This is a genomic window from Microlunatus sp. Gsoil 973 (assembly GCF_009707365.1).
GTDB lineage: Bacteria > Actinomycetota > Actinomycetes > Propionibacteriales > Propionibacteriaceae > Microlunatus.
This window is the reverse complement of record NZ_CP046122.1, coordinates 1,696,324-1,711,543: the sequence shown is the minus strand read 5'-3', so window position 1 is coordinate 1,711,543 and position 15,220 is coordinate 1,696,324. Positions and strand designations below refer to the sequence as shown.

14 protein-coding genes are annotated in these 15,220 nt (G+C 65.5%); 4 read left to right on the top strand and 10 right to left on the bottom strand.

Annotated features, from left to right (window positions below; all coding sequences use genetic code 11):
• The 5 genes from GJV80_RS08080 to GJV80_RS08060 form a co-directional block, all read right to left on the bottom strand.
• Positions 1 to 1,170, bottom strand: coding sequence for an ABC transporter ATP-binding protein (locus GJV80_RS08080; RefSeq protein ID WP_230208253.1), 1,170 nt, complete (start codon positions 1,168 to 1,170; stop codon positions 1 to 3).
• Positions 1,171 to 1,203: 33 nt separating this feature from the next.
• On the bottom strand, positions 1,204 to 2,340 hold the full coding sequence (locus tag GJV80_RS08075; RefSeq protein WP_154687453.1) for an ABC transporter permease: 1,137 nt from the start codon (positions 2,338 to 2,340) through the stop codon (positions 1,204 to 1,206).
• A gap of 11 nt (positions 2,341 to 2,351) precedes the next feature.
• A complete protein-coding gene (locus GJV80_RS08070) occupies positions 2,352 to 3,338 on the bottom strand; it encodes an ABC transporter permease (RefSeq protein ID WP_154687452.1) in 987 nt (328 codons plus the stop codon).
• A gap of 32 nt (positions 3,339 to 3,370) precedes the next feature.
• Positions 3,371 to 5,503 (bottom strand): ABC transporter substrate-binding protein, encoded by a 2,133-nt coding sequence (locus GJV80_RS08065; RefSeq protein WP_154687451.1) that lies wholly within the window; start codon positions 5,501 to 5,503, stop codon positions 3,371 to 3,373.
• A 216-nt stretch (positions 5,504 to 5,719) separates the two neighbouring features.
• The gene (locus tag GJV80_RS08060) at positions 5,720 to 6,001 is read right to left on the bottom strand and encodes a 4a-hydroxytetrahydrobiopterin dehydratase (protein WP_154687450.1); all 282 of its coding nucleotides are present in this window, start codon (positions 5,999 to 6,001) and stop codon (positions 5,720 to 5,722) included.
• A gap of 70 nt (positions 6,002 to 6,071) precedes the next feature.
• On the opposite strand from GJV80_RS08060, the gene GJV80_RS23785 reads away from it, so the two are divergent.
• From GJV80_RS23785 to GJV80_RS08050, 3 genes are read left to right on the top strand one after another with little or no spacing between them, the layout of a single operon-like run.
• Entirely contained in the window at positions 6,072 to 6,824 is a 753-nt protein-coding gene (locus tag GJV80_RS23785; RefSeq protein ID WP_230208252.1) for an SLC13 family permease, read from the top strand.
• The gene (locus GJV80_RS23780; RefSeq protein WP_230208250.1) at positions 6,778 to 7,188 is read left to right on the top strand and encodes an ArsB/NhaD family transporter; all 411 of its coding nucleotides are present in this window, start codon (positions 6,778 to 6,780) and stop codon (positions 7,186 to 7,188) included. The genes GJV80_RS23785 and GJV80_RS23780 overlap by 47 nt, the downstream gene beginning before the upstream one ends.
• Before the next feature lie 4 nt (positions 7,189 to 7,192).
• A complete protein-coding gene (locus GJV80_RS08050) occupies positions 7,193 to 8,353 on the top strand; it encodes a YhjD/YihY/BrkB family envelope integrity protein (RefSeq protein ID WP_154687449.1) in 1,161 nt (386 codons plus the stop codon).
• Positions 8,354 to 8,377: 24 nt separating this feature from the next.
• Here GJV80_RS08050 and GJV80_RS08045 read toward each other — a convergent pair whose 3' ends face one another.
• The 4 genes from GJV80_RS08045 to metG form a co-directional block, all read right to left on the bottom strand.
• Entirely contained in the window at positions 8,378 to 9,547 is a 1,170-nt protein-coding gene (locus GJV80_RS08045) for an aldose epimerase family protein (protein WP_230208247.1), read from the bottom strand.
• A gap of 37 nt (positions 9,548 to 9,584) precedes the next feature.
• Positions 9,585 to 10,790: a pyrophosphate--fructose-6-phosphate 1-phosphotransferase gene (locus GJV80_RS08040; RefSeq protein ID WP_230208246.1), complete on the bottom strand. Its 1,206-nt coding sequence runs from the start codon at positions 10,788 to 10,790 to the stop codon at positions 9,585 to 9,587.
• A 9-nt stretch (positions 10,791 to 10,799) separates the two neighbouring features.
• Positions 10,800 to 11,252 carry a redox-sensitive transcriptional activator SoxR gene (soxR, locus tag GJV80_RS08035; protein WP_154687448.1) on the bottom strand — a complete coding sequence of 151 codons (453 nt, stop codon included), beginning with the start codon at positions 11,250 to 11,252 and terminating at the stop codon, positions 10,800 to 10,802.
• A gap of 132 nt (positions 11,253 to 11,384) precedes the next feature.
• Positions 11,385 to 12,896: a methionine--tRNA ligase gene (metG, locus tag GJV80_RS08030; protein ID WP_154687447.1), complete on the bottom strand. Its 1,512-nt coding sequence runs from the start codon at positions 12,894 to 12,896 to the stop codon at positions 11,385 to 11,387.
• A 261-nt stretch (positions 12,897 to 13,157) separates the two neighbouring features.
• On the opposite strand from metG, the gene GJV80_RS08025 reads away from it, so the two are divergent.
• Positions 13,158 to 13,913 carry an SDR family NAD(P)-dependent oxidoreductase gene (locus tag GJV80_RS08025; RefSeq protein WP_154687446.1) on the top strand — a complete coding sequence of 252 codons (756 nt, stop codon included), beginning with the start codon at positions 13,158 to 13,160 and terminating at the stop codon, positions 13,911 to 13,913.
• Here the strand turns inward: GJV80_RS08025 and GJV80_RS08020 are convergent, their stop codons facing one another.
• Entirely contained in the window at positions 13,914 to 15,212 is a 1,299-nt protein-coding gene (locus tag GJV80_RS08020; protein ID WP_230208244.1) for an MFS transporter, read from the bottom strand.
• Positions 15,213 to 15,220 lie beyond the last annotated feature (8 nt).

The following is a 15,220-nucleotide window of genomic DNA, read 5'->3' as shown; positions in this document are numbered from 1 at the left end:
TCATGCCTCCGAGGTCGCGGCGGTCGCCGGCTGCTTGTCGTTCTTCATCCCGTCGACGCCCTTGGACGTGGCCAGCGGATCCAGCTCGCCCTCGTTGTTCTCCGAATAGAGATGGCACCGGACGCCGTGCCGGGTCGGACCTGCAAGCAGGGTCTCGGCCGGGATGATCGTGTTGCAGATGCCGTCCATGTAGTCGGGGCAGCGCGGATGGAAGGTGCATCCTGGTAGCCGGACGTACGGGTCGGGGATCGAGCCCTTGATCACTTCCAGCTTCTCCTGGCGTTGCGCGCCGATCCGTGGGATCGAACGCAACAGTGACCGGGTGTAGGGATGCTTGGGGTTGTAGAAGATCTCGTCGACCGACGCCCGTTCGACCACGCGGCCCAGATACATCACGATCACCTCGTCGCACAGCTGGGCGACGACGCCCATGCTGTGGGTGATGAACATGATCGACATCCCGATGTCGGACTTCAGCTTCCGCATCAGTGACAGGATCTGCGCCTCTGTCGTCACGTCCAGCGCTGTGGTCGGCTCGTCGGCGATCAGCAGCGCCGGGTGGCAGGACAGCGCCATCGCGATCATGGCCCGCTGCCGCATACCGCCGGAAAGCTCGTGCGGATAGGACTTCGCGATCCGCTCCGGGTTCGGCATGCCGACCTGGCGGAGCATGTCTACCGCCTGCTGCCGAGCCTGTTCCTTGTCGTCGGTCTGGTGCAGCAGGATCGCTTCCTCGATCTGCGAACCGACCGTGTAGACCGGATTCAGCGAGGTCATCGGCTCCTGGAAGATCATCGCGATCTCTCCGCCACGGATCGAACGCATCGCCCGGCTGTTCGGATCCAGCTTGGCGATGTCGACGCCGCCCGAGCGGGTCGCCGCATCCTTGTCCTCGGGCTCGCTCAACAGTTCAGTGGTCGCGCCCTCGGTGGGCGTGCGGTGGAACTCGATGGAGCCCGAGGTGATGTGGCCCGGCCGCTCGATGATCTGCATGATCGCCCGCGCTGTGACGCTCTTGCCACAACCGCTCTCCCCGACGATCCCGATCACCTTGCCCCGGGGGATGTCGAAATTGACGCCGTTGAGAGCGCGCACCAAGCCCAACGTGGTCGGGAACTCCACCTCGAGGTCCCGCACCGAGACGATCGTGTCGCTTTGGCCGTCAGTCATCATTCTCCCGTCAGTCATCTACAGGGTGGCCGGTCAGCTGTACGGATCGACGGCATCCCGCACGCCGTCGCCCAGCAGTTGGAAACAGGTGATGCACAAGATCACGGCAAGTGCCGGGATGAGCACCCACGGATACTGCTGCAGCACGTCAATCTTTGATGCGTCCTGCAGGAGGACACCCCAACTGATCGCCGGATCCAGCATGCCGATGCCGAGGAAGGACAGTGCGGTCTCGGCCAGAATGGCTGCCGGGACGGCCAACATCGATACGGCCACGATGTGGCTGGCGGCGTTCGGCACCAGGTGGGTCAGCACGATCCGGGTGTCGGACGAGCCGGCCGACCTGGCGGCGTTGACGTAGTCGGCGCTGGCATAGGACATGACCTTGCCGCGCACCTGTCTGGCCAGGCCGGTCCAGGTCACCAGCGACAGGATCAGCGTCATCAGCAGGTACCGCTTGGTCACCGACATGTTCTGCGGTAACACGGCGGCCATCGTCGCCCACAGCGGCAGCTGCGGTATGGACATCACGATCTCGATGAACCGTTGGATGATCGTGTCCGTCGCCCCGCGGATGTATCCCGAGATGGTGCCGATGATCGATCCGAGGACCGTTGCGATCAGCACGCCGAGCACACCGATGGTCATCGAGACCCGGGAGCCGAAGATCATCCGGCTCATGATGTCGCGGCCCTGGCTGTCGGCTCCGAAGAGCAACAACTTGCCCTCGTTGACGGTCACCAGGTGCCGGTCGGTCGGGATGATCCCCAGGAGCTTGTACTCGAACCCTTTGCCGAAGAAGTGCAGCGGGATCGCGTTGTTGCAGTCAGTGGTGTAGATCGTCCTGATGTTGATCGGGTCGATCTTCTGCGAGACCCGGCAGATCCCCGGGCCGCCGCCGCTGAAGGTCAGCTGACTGGGTTTGGAGAACTTGTAGTCGGCGTCGACCGCGGCCGGGTCGTTCGGCGACAGGAACGGGGCGAAGACCGCGCCCAGATACATCAGTCCGAGGATGATCACGCTGACCACCGCAAGCTTGCTCCGCTTGAACCGGCGGAGCATCAGCCGGGTCTGGGAGACCTCACCGATGTTCGACTGTTCGGGCGCAAGGGCTGCCCGGTCGTCGTCGGGGATCAGGCCGGTCGCTTCTGCCTCAGCGAGTTGACTCATGGTGGCGCCTCCTAATCCGTGACCTTGACCCGTGGATCGATCCAGGCAAGCAGTAGATCCGAGATCAGGTTGCCTATCACCAGCAAGATCGACAGCAGGGTGAGCAGTGTGGCCGCCACATAGGTGTCCTTGCTGATCAATGTCTGCACCAACGCCTGCCCTGTCGTCGGCAGGGCGAAGACGATCGAGACGATCGCTTCACCCGAGATCAACGCCGACAACGTGGTCCCGAAGGTCATCACCAACGGGTGCAGGGCGTTGCGGACGGCGTGCTTCCAGATCACCCTGCGTTCTGGAACGCCCTTGGCGCGCGCGGTCTGCACGTACTGCTGGCCGAGTACGTCGAAGAGGTTGGCCCGCATGACACGGGTCAGCCACGCCGTACTGCCTACCGCGATCACCGCCAAGGGCATCCAGAGGTGACCTACAAGGTCGCCGAATCTGGCCATACTCCAGGGCGCGTTTCGGAACTCGTTGGAGTACAGCCCGCCGACTTCCACACCGAACCATCGCACCGCTGCTGTCATCACGCCGAGTGCCAACAGGAACTCGGGAATCGCAACACCGACGAACTGGATCACCGTCACGATGTAATCCGGAACGGTGTAGCGATGGGTGGCCGAATACACCCCGATCGGGATGGCGACCGCCCACGCCACGATGATCGCGCCGAAGCTCAACGTCACCGAGAGTGCCAGTCGACTCCCGATCAGATTGGCAACCGGCTCGTGGTAGAGGAACGATTGGCCCATCTGACCGTGTAACAGCCCGCTGGCCCACTTCCAGTACTTGACGATCCACGGGTCGTTGATCCCGTATTGCTCCTCCATCGCAGCGATCTGCTGGACGCTCACCACATTGCCCTGGGCACGAAGCCTGGAGATCTCCTGGGTGATCGCCGAGCCGGGCGCCAGCTCGATGATGAAGAACGCGATCAACGACACCGCGACGATCGTCAGAATGGCATAGGCCAACCTGCGAACGATGAATACCAGCACGGGGAAAGTCCTATCTCGTCAGCCGACTACCACTAGGCGCTGTGCTGGTCCGGATTCTCCCAGTAATAGGTTTCCGGATCGTAGACCGCCGGCGTCGGGTGGATCCACGGATTGACCATCCCGCCCTGGGCGAGGTTCTCTCGCTTCGGAACGTTCCGCAGGTCCTTCTTCACATACATCGCCTGCGGGTAGTTGGCCACCGTGCCCTGGAAGAACGGACCGTCGCTGACGTGGATCTTGATCAGGTCCCACACCATCTGGGTCCGCTTCATCTCGTCCGGCTCGACCTTGGTCTGGTTGTAGATGTCCCACATCTTCTGGATCGGACCGTTCTTGTCCGGCTCCATCCGCGGTGGGTGCCGCTTCCACGGGTCGACGTTGGTCTCCTTGGCGTTGGTCGATGTTCCGATCTGCTGGTACCACTGGCCCTCGAGGGGAGCCCAGCGGGTGTACTCCAGCGGCACCAGCCACTGCGGGTACAACAGATGGTTGGGACCGTCGCCGACCTCCCAGTTGCTGTGCGACATCAACTTGCCGGACTTCCACTGGTCGTCGTAGGTCTGCGGCGCGATCGGGTTCATCTGCATCTCGATGCCGACGGCCTTGAGGTCGGAGACCAGGTGATCGTCCTTGGTCTTGTGCTCGTCGGACTCGTCAGCGGCGTAATCGAGGCGCAGCTTGAGCGGCTTGCCGTTGGGCATCGTCCGCATGCCACCGGAACCCTCCTTGCAGCCGATCTCGTCGAGCAGCTGCTTGGCCTTCTCCGGGTCGTGGGTGACGTAGGAATCCCGCCACTGCTTGTAGACCTGTTCGCCCGTGGCGTTGACGTGGTACTCCTTCGCCTTGGGGCTCAGGGTGCCGGTGGTCCGCTCACCGGTGTTGAAGTAGACCGCCTTCTGCACGGCTTCCCGGTTGAACGCATGCGAGAGTGCCTGCCGGAACTTGGGGTTCCGGATCAGTTCGCGCAGGTCGTCGTCGAAGTAGTCGTAGTTGAAGAAGAAGATCGAGCCGGTGCCCGAACCGCTGTCCCACAGAATGACGTCCATATTGGACTTGCCGGCGCTGTCCCGGACACCCTGGACATCGTTCAGGGTCATGCTGTTGAAGCCGGCCTGGCAGTAGTCGACGCTGCCCTGCTGGACCTGCAGCTTGCCCGCTTCGGCGTCGGTCACGACGCTGATCTGGATCTCGTCCAGGTACGGCAGCTGATCGCCGTTGGGCATCACCGCGTAGTAGTACGGGTTCCGCTCCAGGACGACACCCTTGTTGTTGTCGAACGACTTGCACTTGTAGCCGATCAGCGTCGGGCAGTCCGGATTCCGGTGCCAGTCCGCCTTCTGCTCCATCAGCCCGCCGACGGTGTCCCAGTCGTCCGGCACGTTCTTGCCCGTGTCGGGGTGGAACTGCTTCAGGTAATGGCTCGGCATGACCCAGATCGGTCCGTTGTGGCCGATGTTGCCGTTGACCCACATGGCCATCCGGTCAGCGGTCAGCGGTGCCGGGGCGTCGAAGGTCAACTTCAACGTGGTGTCGTCGACGGCGTCGAACTTGGCCAGGGTGCCCTTGCCGGAACGGGTCTCGTCCGGCGGGGTCTGGGCCATCTTCTCGTCGAGGATGAACTTCTCCCACCACCAGATGACATTGTCGGTGGTGAAGGGCTTGCCGTCGGACCACTTCAGGCCCTTGCGGAAGTGGAAGGTCCATTCCGACGCGTCGTCGTTGGACTCCCATTCCTCCACCAGGCCCGGGCCGACGGCCTGACCGTCGTTGAGCCAGCGCAACGGGGAGTGCCCGTAAAAGAACTCCCGATCGGAGTCGGCCTTGGCCGCTCCCTGCGTGGAGAAGGTGTTCATGTTCATGGTGCCGCCGTACTTGCCGGGCTTCACCCAGTTGTGCGGGATGACGTAGGGATTCTCAGGAAGGCGCTGCTCGACCGGGGGCAGACCCTTGCCCTTCAGTGAAGGCGCTTCCTGGAACTTGGCGGGTTTGGGCAGCGGCTTGAGCGCCGAGCCCTTGGCATTGGACGTGCCCGTCCCGGTACCGGAGTTGCTTCCGGTTCCGGTGTTGTTGTTCCCGCCACCGGAGCATGCGCTCAGTGCTGCGGCACCTGCAACCAGGGCAGAGCTGTACAGAAAACCGCGGCGGGTGATCTGGGAAGACTTCATCGTGTTCCTTTCCGACGTTCACAGGCGGCGCTGCCTGCTGGCTCCGGCGCCTGCGTGACCCCATGGGGCTTGATCGCGTTACGCGATCTTAGGGCCTAGTTTGAACCCCGCAACACAAACCCGCCTGCATCTTCAACAAAATTGTGTCCAAGCGTGACCTGTTGGCGTCCTGGTTCGCTGATCACGGGTGAATCGTCTACTATCTCTTGGCCGAATTCACTCTCCGCTGCTGATCCGGTGGGCCAGCTCGACGTCCCGCTGGGTGAGCCCGCCGGCGTCATGGCTGGTCAGTGCCAAGTGAACTTTGTTCCACCGGATGTCGATGTCAGGATGATGATTGGCCTCTTCGGCCTGCTCGGCCGTCCGGTTCACGAAGACCATCGCGACTCCGAAGTTCTCGAATTCGAAGTCTGCGACGATTCGGTCGCCGTCCAGCCGCCAGTCCGGCAGTTGCTCCAACTGCCGCGCGATCTCGTCGGAATCGAGCAGTCGACTCATGGCTTCAGACTGCCACACCCGGCGGGCCGCCGATACCGGGCCGACGTCGGGCAGGCCGTAGTGTTGCCGCGTGGATCTGCAGGCGTTCGGGACGCGGGTCGGTCCCATCCTCGGATTCCTGGTCTGCATCACGGTCATCGCCGAGCTGTCCGACATGATCGGCATCTTCCGCGCCCTGGCCTACGGCGCCGCCCGGCTGGCCCGAGGCTCGGTCCTTGCCCTGTGGCTTCTCGTGGTTGTCGTCGCCGCCGCGTCGTCGGCATTGCTCTCGTTGGACACGACCGCAGTGCTGATCACCCCGGTGGTGCTCGTCCTGGCCCGGCGACTGCAGCTTGATCTTGGTCTGTTCGCCTACACCGCGGTCTGGCTGGCCAACACCGCTTCGCTGCTGCTGCCGGTCTCCAATCTGACCAATCTGCTGGCGATGAGCTGGCTGCGATCGGGGCAGCTCGCCTCGATCGGGGCCGGATCGTTCTCCGGGTTCGCCGGGCTGATGTGGCCGGCAGCAGTCGCCGCGTTCGTGATCACTGTCGCCATGCTCGCGGCGATCTTCCGGCGATCGTTGCGCGGTTCGTACGCGATGCCGGGTTGGCATCCGGTCGGTGACCGGGTGTTGTTCGTGATCGCGGCTGTGGTCTGCGCCGGTCTCGGGCCCGCCTTTGCGCTCGGGGTGAACGTCACCCTCCGGCGCCGCGGTCGGCGCGGCGATCCTCGTCGGCGCCTGCCTGGTACGCCATCGGCGTGCGTTGCGGTGGAAGCTGGTCCCCTGGCAACTGGTGATCGGCGTCTCGGTGTTGTTCCTGCTGGTCCAGTTCGCTCATGATCACGGGCTCGGCCGGCTGCTCGGTGCGGTCGCCGGGCACGGAGATTCCGGCGGGGACCTGCTCCGGCTCGGTGCCGTCGCCGCGGCCGGATCCAATCTGGTCAACAACCTGCCCGCCTATCTGGCGCTGGAGCCGTTGGCCGACACGGGCCATCGGATTGCGGCACTGCTGATCGGCGTCAACGCCGGTCCGTTGATCCTGCCATGGGGGAGCCTGGCCACGTTGCTGTGGGCCGCGCGCTGCCGGGCCGCCGGCGTCCGGGTGCCGTGGGGCCGCTTCACCCGGCGCGGGCTGGTGCTGGTGCCGCTACTGATTCTGGGCTGCACGGGTGCCACAATCCTGGCCGATTCCTTGACACACTAGGCCCATGCCCCCACTCAAGGAACGCGTCGCGAAGATCACCAGCAGGCCGGCGATCGCCCACGTGCTGCGGGCGAACCAGCGCTTCGGTGACCGGCTGGGCAACCAGTTCGGGGCGGCGATCACCTACTTCTCGGTGCTCGCCGTCGTGCCGATCATCATGTTCGCGTTCTCGATCCTCGGCTTCATCCTCGTGGTGGTCGCGCCGGACCTGCGACGGGAACTGCTCGACCAGATCTCCGCGGCCCTGAGCGGTCTGGACAAGGGCACCACGGACAGCATCATCTCGGTGATCAAGAACGCCCTGGAACACTTCAAGGCGATCGGCATCGTCGGCCTGCTGTCGGCTCTGTATTCGGGAGCGGGCTGGATCGGAAATCTCAAGGATGCCGTTCGGGCGCAATGGCGGGAGAGCTTCGACCTGCGGGTCAAGAAGGAGAACTTCCTGGTCAAGAACGCCAACAACATCGTCATCCTGCTCGGACTCCTGGTGTTGATCGGGATCACCTTCGGCCTGGCCTCGATCTCCACGTCGTTGAGCGGTGACATCGTCGAATGGCTCGGACTCGGCCGGTTCGGCTGGCTGCGGCCGGTGCTGGCATTCGTGCCGATCATCTTCTCCGTCGGTGCAGGCTGGTTGGTCTTCATGTATCTGTTCCTGGTCCTGCCGGAGACCCGGGAGCCCTGGACGGCCGTCCGCCGGGGGGCGTTGATGGGGGCGATCGGCCTCGGCATCCTGCAATATCTGACCAGCTTCCTGATCGGCCGGTTCGCCGCGAGCCCGACGGCCGCGCTGTTCGGGCCGGTGATTGCGCTGATGATCTTCCTCAACCTCTTCGCCCGGCTGGTGCTCTTCGTGGCCGCGTGGATCGGCACGGCCGAACACGCCGCCGAACCCGACTTCGCCGCCTTGGATGATCATGAAGCGACCGAGGAGCAGGACACCGATCAGGACACTGCCCCAGAGCGGCAACCAGCGGATCCGCGGGGTGACTGGTCACGTACCCCGGGCTACGTTTCCCAGGAGGTTGCGACCCGTACGGTTCAGCTCGGCACCGGAGCCGGCTACCTGACCGGGGCCGCGACCGGCGCCGGGCTGGGCGCGCTGGCTGCCCTGGCCCTCAAGCGGCTCACCGGGCGCCGATCCTCGCGCTGGTCGGCGCGGTAATCGCCTACTGATCAGTGGGCCGGATCAAGCCACGCCGAAGCCGAAGATCGTCGTGCTGTCGTACGACTCGCCCGGACGCAACATCGTCGTGGGAAAGTCCGGTTGGTTGGGGGAGTCGGGGTAGTGCTGGGTCTCCAGGGTGAACGCGTCGCCCTGGCGATAGATCCTGCCGGTCAGACCAGGGAAAGTGGCATCCAGGAAGTTGCCCGAATAGAACTGCACTCCCGGCTGGTCGGTCGAAACCCTCAGCCAGCGGCCGGATCCGGGATCGTACGCCGCCGCCACCTGCCGCACCCGCTGCGGCTGGTAGCCGTCGAGCACCCAGTTGTGGTCGAAGCCCTGGGTGAGCAGCAGTTGGTCGTCGCCGGCGCGCAGATCCCGACCGATCGGTTTGGCCGCGCGGAAGTCGAAGGGCGTGCCCTCGACCGGAGCCGGCGGCCCGAGCGGGATCGAACCCGCACCGACCGGCGTGTACCGGTCAGCCGCGATCCACAGCAACTGGTCCTCGACAGTGCCCGATCCTTCTCCGGCCAGATTGAAATAGGCGTGGTTGGTCAGATTGACCGGGGTCGGTCTGTCCGTTGTCGCGTGGTAGTTGATGGTCAACCGGCCGGTGCCGTCCAGCGTGTAGGAGACGGTGGTGTCCAGATTGCCGGGGAACCCCATCTCCCCGTCGGGACTGAGATAGCTGAAGCTGACACCGACCCGATCGTCCTCCTCGATGACCGTCGCGTGCCAGACCACCTTGTCGAAGCCCTGCGGTCCACCGTGCAGAGCGTTCTCACCGTCGTTGGCCGGAACCTGGTACGTCGTTGCGTCGATGGTGAACCGGCCGGCCGCGATCCGGTTGCCGAACCGGCCGATCGTGGCGCCGAAGTACGGGCTGTGGTCCTGGTAGTCGGCCAACGTCGGCAGTCCGAGGAGGACGCTGGCCAGGTTGCCGTCCCGATCCGGTAGTTCGATCGATTGGATGGTGGCTCCGTAGGTCAGCATCCGCACCTGGACGCCGCTGTCCGAACCGAAGGTGTAGCGCTCGACCGGAACCCCGTCGGCGGTCTCGCCGAAGGGCTCGGAGGTGATCGTCAGTTCGCCGGGCCGGTGCTTCAGCCGGGACTGCCGCGGGATCGCCTGATCCCCTGGGGTAACAGTCGATGCTGCGGTCGAGTCCTGGTCGGCCATGTCAGGTCGGGTCATGTCAGTTGGCCTCCGATCCGGCGGTCCTGCCGATCCGTCAGGCCTGGCCGATCTCGGCCAACAGGGCAGTGAACCAATCGGTGGTGATGTCGAACGGCTTGCCGCCGGCGATCCGCGGGAACTCGATCGCGCGCAGTTCGCCGCCGCGCTCCTCGTCCTGGCCGATCACCCCGGATTCGCCGCGCAGCGCGCAGTCGACGGCCAGATCGGTCATCTGCTTGATCAACTCCAGATCCTGATCATTGGCACGGGCGGAGCGGGAGAAGTAGCCGGACTTCTGGACCAACACCTTGCCCGCGCCGAGGGTCTCGGCGAACTGCTCGGCGAACCAGGCGCCCGGGTTGATCTTGTCGAGCTTCACGTGTCCGAACGGATCCCGGGGCACTTCGGCACCGGTCCGCTCCAGTTCGGCGACGATCGCCTCGACGCCGGCGCCCTCGGAGATGAACAGGTTGACGCTGCTGATCTCGTCCATGATCTTCTTCAGCCGGACGCCTTCGGCCTCGAGGTCGAGATCCGCCTCCGGTACATAGACGCCGTGGACGTCCCAGGCCTCCTGGGAGAGACCGATCCCGGGCAGGAACTCCTGCGCCTTCAGCCATTTCCGGTACGCGGCCGCAGTGGCCGCGGTGAGCCACCCGCAGTTGCGGCCCATCACCTCGTGCACGATCAGCATCCGGGAACCGGAGTTGTGTTCGGCGATGATGTTCTGTGCGAACAGCGATCCCTGCTCAGCTGCGGTCCAGGCGCCCAGCGACTGCTTGATCGGAACGACGTCGTTGTCGATCGTCTTGGGCAGGCCGACCACGGTCAGGTCGTGGCCCTGCTCGGCCAGGAACGCCGCCAGGTCGGCAGCGGTGGTGTTGGTGTCGTCGCCGCCGATGGTGTGCAGTACGTCGACGCCGTCAGCGGTCAACCGGTCTGCGGCCGCCTGCAGCGGGTCGACGCCGTCGGCGACCAGGCCGCGCTCGACCAGGTCGGCGGCGTTGGTGAGCTTGACCCGCGAGTTGCCGATCGGCGATCCGCCGAAGCGGTCCAACAACCCGGCCTTGGCGCGGACCTGGGGCGGGACGGTCAGACAATCGCCGGCCAGCAGACCCTGGTAGCCGTAGCGGTAGGCGATGATCTCCACCTCGGGTGCGACGTCGGTGTAACGCTGGATCAACCCGCCGATCGCCGCGGACAGGCAGGGCGCGAATCCGCCTGCGGTGAGCAGAGCAACCTTGGACACTTGGGTAGCCACGGGGCCAGCCTATTGGGCCGCTTCGGGCTCCAGATAACGGGCTCCGACGCCGGTCGCAGCCGCCTTGTCGTCGGGATTCTGCAGCGCACAACGCTGCAGACTGAGGCAGCCGCAGCCGATGCAGCTGTCCAGTTGATCACGCAGTCTGATCAGCCGTTGGATCTGCTCGTCGATGCGCGGCCTCCAGTTCTCCGACAGCCGCGCCCAGTCGGTCCGGGTCGGCGTGCGGCCCTCCGGCAGGGTGGAGAGGGCGGCAGTGATCTCTTCCAGGCTCAGACCGACCCGTTGCGCGGACCGGATGAACGCCAGCCGCCGGAGGGTGGAGCGGCGGAACCGTCGCTGGTTCCCGGTCGTCCGCACCGAGCTGATCAGCCCGTGTGCCTCGTAGAACCGGATCGCCGACGCGGCAAGGCCAGAGCGCGCGGCGACCTCACCGATGCTCAGCAAGTCGGAGGTCTGCATGCCCCGAGGGTACTTGAAGTTGAAGGAAGCTTGAGCTCTGTCCCGTCTGCCGAGGGGTCAGATAATCCTTCATTTCCGCCGCGTGTCGTCCACCGACCGCCCGCCACCTCCGGCGAGGGGTCAGATAATCACTCATTCGTGCGGCGTGTCGTCGGAGACCGGAAGCCGAGGGAACGCCGGAATCGGCTCGCCGACGAGGTCCCCGCTGCCCAGCGCCGTACCGAGCCGGGTGGCGCCGTCGGGGATGAACGGTGCCAGCTCCGTCGCGATGGTCCGGCAGGCGTCGACCAGCTGCCGGCAGCTGGTCGCCAGCCGCTCGCGGTCGGCCGCCCGCTCCGATCGTGCCAACTCCCAGGGACGGATCGCCTCGATCGCCTGGTTGGCCGCGGCGGCCACGTCGACGATGGCCCCGGTCGCGCGGCGCAGGTCGAACCGATCCAGCTCATCATCAACGACCGATGGCAGCCCGGCAGACAGCCCTCGTACGGCTTCCAGTTCCGGGACCGGACCGGCGGCCGCACCGATCCCGTCCGGGAAGTGACGCCCGGTGATCACCACCACGCGGTTGACCAGGTTGCCGATGGTGTTGGCCAGATCCTCGATGTACCGGCGGCGCAGCCGCTCCTCGGAGAAGTCGGTGTCGCCGACCCGGTTGACATCGCTGACCAGCCACCAACGCAGCGCGTCCCGGCCATAGCGGTCGAGGACCGTCGCAGGAGTCTCGACCCGGGCGTCGGCGTCGGACTTGCTGATCTTGCGCCCGGCCAGTTGCAGGTATTCGTGGACAACGATCCGGCTCGGCAACGGTTCGCCGGCGGCCAGCAGGGTGCCCAACCAGTAGATGGCATGGAACCGGCTGATGCCCTTGCCGATCACGTGGGTCCGGTGGTCCGATCCCGCCCACCAGCGCTGGTAGGCGGGCTGGTCGGGATAGCCGAGCGCGGTGATGTAGTTGGCCAACGCGTCCCACCAGACATAGATCGTCTGACTCGGATCACCCGGCACCGAAATGCCCCAGCCGCCGGTCCGCTCGGCGGCCCGCGAGACGCTGAAATCCTCCAACCCGGACCGGATGAACGAGAGCACCTCGGCCCTCCGGTGTTCGGGCTGGATGTCGACCCGTCCGGAGGTGATCGCGTCCTCGATCCGCTGCTGATAGGACGACAACCGGAAGAACCAGTTCTGCTCGGTGACCATCTCGGGTACGGTGCCGTGTTCCGGGCAGCGGCCGTCGAGCAACTCGGCCTCGCTGTAGAACTGCTCGCAGCCCGCGCAATAGCGGCCGGTGTAGCTGCGCCGGTAGAGATCGCCGCGGATCCGGTCCCAGAGCGCCGCGACCCCTCGTCGATGCCGCGGATCGGAGCCGGTCCGGATCACGTCGTCACAGCTGATCGCCAGTGCGTCGGCGAGGCCGACGAAGGCATCACCGTTCGCCCGGACGAACTCGGCCACCGGTAGCCCGGCCTCCCGGGCAGCAGTGACGTTCTTGAGCGCGTTGTCGTCGGTCCCGGTGAGAAAACGGACCTGGTCTCCGCGAAGCCGGCGGTGGCGGGCCAGCACATCGGTCTGGACGAACTCGAGCGCGTGTCCGAGATGGGGTCGGGCGTTGACGTACGGGATCGAGGTGGTGAAGTAGCTGATCATGATGGCTCCTGGTCTGCACGGGTTGTTGCGGAGATCGCAGACCGCGGAACCGATGCGTTCCCTCAGACTGCGAGGAAACGCGGGCGTTCGTCAGCGCAACGGTTACCTCGAACCGCTGCGCATCATGCTGATCACGAACGTCATGCCGCCATTGTGGCTCGCCCTCGTCCGCACGCAACCCGAATACCGCGAGGGGTCGGATATTCCCTCATCCGTGCGGCGTGTCGCTGCAGTCCGGGCGTTTCCAATTAGTCTCAAGCCGTGCGCTTCGAGAATCAGGTCGCCTTCGTCACCGGCGCCGCCAACGGGATCGGTGCCGCCACGGCACGTCGGTTGCACCAGGAGGGCGCGACGGTGGTAATCGCCGACCGCGAGGAGGACGCCGGCCGGGCCGTCGCGGCCGCGTTGGGCGATCGGGCGATGTACGTCCGCTGTGACGTACGCGATCGGGCCTCGGTCGATGCCGCGGTCGCCGCGACCCGGGACGCGTACGGCCGGTTGGACCAGTTGATCGCCGTCGCCGGCGGGTCTGCGGTGATGCCGCCGCTCGAGGAGTTGCCGGACCAGCTGTGGGACGACCTGGTCGACCTGAATCTCACCGGGGTGATGCGCTGTGTCCGGGCCGCGCTCCCGCTGTTGGTCGACAGTGACCGCGCGGCGGTGGTGATGGTGTCCTCGGTGAACGGGCTGGCAGCCTTCGGCGAGGAGCCGTACGCCGCCGCCAAGGCCGGACTGCCGAACCTGGCGATGAACCTTGCCGTCCGCTACGGACCACAGCGGATCCGCTTCAACGTGGTGGCACCGGGAACGGTCCGCACCCGGGTCTGGGAACCACAGGAGCGCAACCTGGAGGGGATGGCGCAGCTCTATCCGCTGGGCCGGGTGGGCGAGCCGGAGGACATCGCGGCCGCCATCGCGTTCCTCGCTTCGGACGACGCAGGGTGGATCACCGGCATCACCCTGCCGGTCGACGGTGGGGTGATGGCCGGCCCGTTGCACCGGATGCTGGGTCGTTGATCAGGCGCTGACCTGGTCAAGATCAGCCGTACGCGTCTCCGGCAGCCGGCTCATGCAGACTAGCGAGATGATCGCGATCACCGCGAGCATGACACCCACCGCGAAGCTGCCGACGCTTGCCTGGAGTTGTACGGCGATCAACGGCGGCAGCGCGCCGCCGAGGACGCCGCCCAGGCTGTAGGCCAGAGCCGCCCCGCTGTAGCGATAGCGAGTCTGGAAGAGCTCTGGCAGGAACGCGCCCATCGGCCCGAAACTCAGCCCCATCAGGGACAGGCAGCCGGCAAGGGCCAGCCAGATCAACAGGTGGTTCTGGGTGTTGATCAACGGAAACGTGATCAGACTCCATCCGATGGAGATCGAGCAGGCGATCATCACGATGCGTCGCCGTCCGATCAGATCCGCCAACACCGAGCTGACCACCGTCGCGATGCCCAGCATGATCACGGCGAGCATCACGATGATCAACATCGTCGTCTGGTCGATCTCGAGCACGCTCGTCGTGTAGCTCAGACAGTAGGTCGTCGCAGTGTAGAAGAGGGCGTACTGGATCATCATCACCCCGGCGCCGAGCAGCAGCCGCTTCCACTGGTTGCCGATCAGCTCGGCCAACGGTGTACGGGACAACCGCTCTGCCTGCGCGGCTCGGCGGAAGACCGGTGTCTCGGTGATCGACAACCGCACCCACAGCCCGACCAGGACCAGGATGAAGCTGACCAGGAAAGGGATCCGCCAGCCGAACGTGGCGAAGGAATCGGGCGCCGCGACCCGGGCCAAGAGGAACGACCCGTTGGCCAGGATGAAACCGATGGCAGGTCCGAGCTGGGGGAACATCGCCCAGCGGGCCCGATGACCCTGCGGTGCGTGTTCGGTGGCCAGCAGAGCCGCGCCGCCCCATTCACCACCGAGGCCGATGCCTTGTACCAGCCGCAGCAACACCAGCAGGATCGGTGCTGCGACACCGAGGGTGGCATAGCCCGGGAGCAGGCCGACCAGTGCCGTACTCAGCCCCATCATCAACAGCGAGACGATCAAGATCGACTTGCGCCCGACCCGATCTCCGAAGTGCCCGAAGATCGCGGCCCCGACCGGTCGCGCTGCGAAGGCGATGGCATAGGTCGAGAACGCCGCCAGGATCCCGGCGACATCACTGAGCTCGGGGAAGAAGGCCTTGTTGAGGACCAGCGCGGCAGCCAGCCCGTAGGCATAGAAGTCGAAGAACTCGATCGTCGTGCCGATGAAGCTGGCGACGGCCACCTTGGCCATCGACTCGCCGGTCCGCAGGCTGCTGGGGGATTGCACAGCGCCGA

Excerpts from the sequence above, each read along its gene's own strand:
- GJV80_RS08080 (WP_230208253.1), bottom strand. The coding sequence starts at position 1,170 with ATGACTGACGGCCAAAGCGACACGATCGTCTCGGTGCGGGACCTCGAG.
- GJV80_RS08075 (WP_154687453.1), bottom strand. The coding sequence starts at position 2,340 with ATGAGTCAACTCGCTGAGGCAGAAGCGACCGGCCTGATCCCCGACGAC.
- GJV80_RS08065 (WP_154687451.1), bottom strand. The coding sequence starts at position 5,503 with ATGAAGTCTTCCCAGATCACCCGCCGCGGTTTTCTGTACAGCTCTGCC.
- GJV80_RS08060 (WP_154687450.1), bottom strand. The coding sequence starts at position 6,001 with ATGAGTCGACTGCTCGATTCCGACGAGATCGCGCGGCAGTTGGAGCAA.
- GJV80_RS08050 (WP_154687449.1), top strand. The coding sequence starts at position 7,193 with ATGCCCCCACTCAAGGAACGCGTCGCGAAGATCACCAGCAGGCCGGCG.
- GJV80_RS08045 (WP_230208247.1), bottom strand. The coding sequence starts at position 9,547 with ATGACCCGACCTGACATGGCCGACCAGGACTCGACCGCAGCATCGACT.
- soxR (WP_154687448.1), bottom strand. The coding sequence starts at position 11,252 with ATGCAGACCTCCGACTTGCTGAGCATCGGTGAGGTCGCCGCGCGCTCT.
- metG (WP_154687447.1), bottom strand. The coding sequence starts at position 12,896 with ATGATCAGCTACTTCACCACCTCGATCCCGTACGTCAACGCCCGACCC.